This is a genomic window from Lapillicoccus sp. (assembly GCF_036559105.1).
In the GTDB taxonomy this organism is placed as follows: Bacteria; Actinomycetota; Actinomycetes; order Actinomycetales; family Dermatophilaceae; genus Lapillicoccus.
Window position 1 is genome coordinate 1 of the sequence record NZ_DATBTV010000037.1, and the last position, 2,177, is coordinate 2,177.

Here is a 2,177-nt window from a genome sequence, read left to right on the forward strand (position 1 = left end):
CGGCTCGAGGAGCAGGAGATCGAGCTGCCCTCGTGGGCGTTCGGCAACTCCGGGACCCGGTTCAAGGTGTTTGCCCAGGCGGGCGTGCCGCGCGACCCGTTCGAGAAGGTCGCCGACGCGGCCAAGGTCCACGAGCTGACCGGTCGCGCACCGCGCGTCGCGCTGCACATTCCCTGGGACAAGGTCGACGACTACGGCGCTCTCGCCGCCCACGCGGAGTCGCTCGGGGTGCGTCTGGGGACGGTCAACTCGAACACGTTCCAGGACGACGAGTACAAGCTCGGGTCGCTCACCCACGCGGAGAAGACGGTCCGGCGGCGGGCGATCGACCACCACATCGAGTGCATCGATGTCATGGACCGCACCGGCTCGAGGGACCTCAAGATCTGGCTGGCCGACGGGACGAACTACCCGGGCCAGGGCGACATCCGAGCGCGGCAGGAGTGGCTGCTCGAGTCGCTCCACGAGATCTACGCCCACCTCGGAGACGACCAGCGGCTGGTGCTCGAGTACAAGTTCTTCGAGCCGGCGTTCTACCACACGGACGTGCCGGACTGGGGTACCGCGTTCGCGCACGTCAGCGAGCTCGGGCCCAAGGCGTTCGTCTGCCTCGACACCGGCCACCACGCGCCCGGGACCAACATCGAGTTCATCGTCGCCCAGCTGCTGCGGCTCGGGAAGCTGGGGTCGTTCGACTTCAACAGCCGGTTCTACGCCGACGACGACCTCATCGTCGGGGCGGCCGACCCGTTCCAGCTGTTCCGCATCCTCTCCGAGGTGGTTCGCGGCGGCGGGTACGGGCGGGAGTCCGGGGTGGCCTTCATGCTGGACCAGTGCCACAACATCGAGAAGAAGATCCCCGGCCAGATCCGGTCGGTGCTCAACGTTCAGGAGATGACCGCGCGGGCGCTGCTGGTCGACCGCGAGGCCCTGGCCTCGGCGCAGGCGGACGGTGACGTGCTCGGCGGGAACGAGGTCGTGATGGACGCCTTCTACACCGACGTACGGCCCGCCCTCGCCGCCTGGCGCGAGTCCCGAGGCCTCTCCGGCAACCCGATGCGCGCGTATGCCGAGTCCGGCTACCAGGAGCACATCGAGGCGAGCCGCGTCGGCGGCATCCAGGCCGGCTGGGGCGCGTGACGGCGGCGCCACCCGCATACCGGCTCAGTGTCAGCGTGCCCCCGGGCGACCTCCGCGACGCGCTGGGACCGCTGCCCGAGGACGTCGAGCTGCTCGAGTGGGACCTTGACGGGCCGGCCCCGCGCCGGCACATCGACCTCGTCGTGCGACCTAACGTGCGCGGCGTCGCGCCGCTGGAGTGGCTGTCGACGGTGACCACCCGCCTGGTCCAGAGTCCGGCCATCGGCTTCGACGGGGTGGCGGGGGTGTTGCCGCCGGGGCACACGCTGGCCAACGCCGCGGGGGTCCACGAGGACTCGACCGCCGAGCAGGTGCTGACCCTGGTCCTGGCCGCCCAGCGCGACCTGCCGGACTACGTCCGGGCCGCTGACCAGGGGCGATGGTCGACCCGACTCAGTCCCGGCCTCTCCGGCCGCACCGTCCTGCTCCTAGGCGTCGGGGGAGTCGGGCAGGCGGTCGAAGCCCGGCTGGCGCCGTTCGGAGCGACGGTCGTGCGCGTCGCGCGGACCGCCCGCGAGGGGGTGCACGCAGCCTCCGAACTGCCGTCCCTGCTCCCGGACGCCGATGTGGTCGTCGTGGTGGTGCGGCTGGACGCCAGCACGGTCCGGTTGGTCGACGCCGACTTCCTGTCTCGAATGCGCGACGGGGCGCTCCTGGTCAACGTCGCGCGGGGCGCGGTGGTCGACACCGATGCGCTGGTGGCCGAGACCTCGACCGGTCGGCTGCGGGCCGCGCTCGACGTCACCGACCCCGAACCGCTGCCACCGGACCACCCGCTCTGGCGCATACCGGGCGTGCTCGTCACCCCGCACGCGGCCGGGGCGACCCCCGACGCGACCCCGCGGATGGCCCGGCTGGTGCGGGCGCAGGTGGACCGGATGCTGGCCGGCGAGCCGCCGCTCAACGTCGTCGTCCGCTCCTGACACCCCTCCTTCGACCGTCGGTTAGTGGCTGTCGGTGACGACGCTTAGGGTTGTCCAGTGCCCGACGCGTCACCTCTCGCTGCCCCGCCGGAGGACTCTCCGTTCCGCCCCCTG

General features: G+C 71.7%; 2 protein-coding genes. Both read left to right on the top strand.

All coding sequences use genetic code 11. The features are described from left to right. A partial coding sequence (gene rhaI, locus VIG79_RS05350; RefSeq protein WP_331883091.1) for an L-rhamnose isomerase occupies positions 1–1,140 on the top strand: 1,140 nt, incomplete at its 5' end. Next, on the top strand, positions 1,137–2,063 hold the full coding sequence (locus VIG79_RS05355; RefSeq protein ID WP_331883093.1) for a 2-hydroxyacid dehydrogenase: 927 nt from the start codon (positions 1,137–1,139) through the stop codon (positions 2,061–2,063). The genes rhaI and VIG79_RS05355, both read left to right, overlap by 4 nt. The last annotated feature ends 114 nt before the right edge of the window (positions 2,064–2,177 follow it).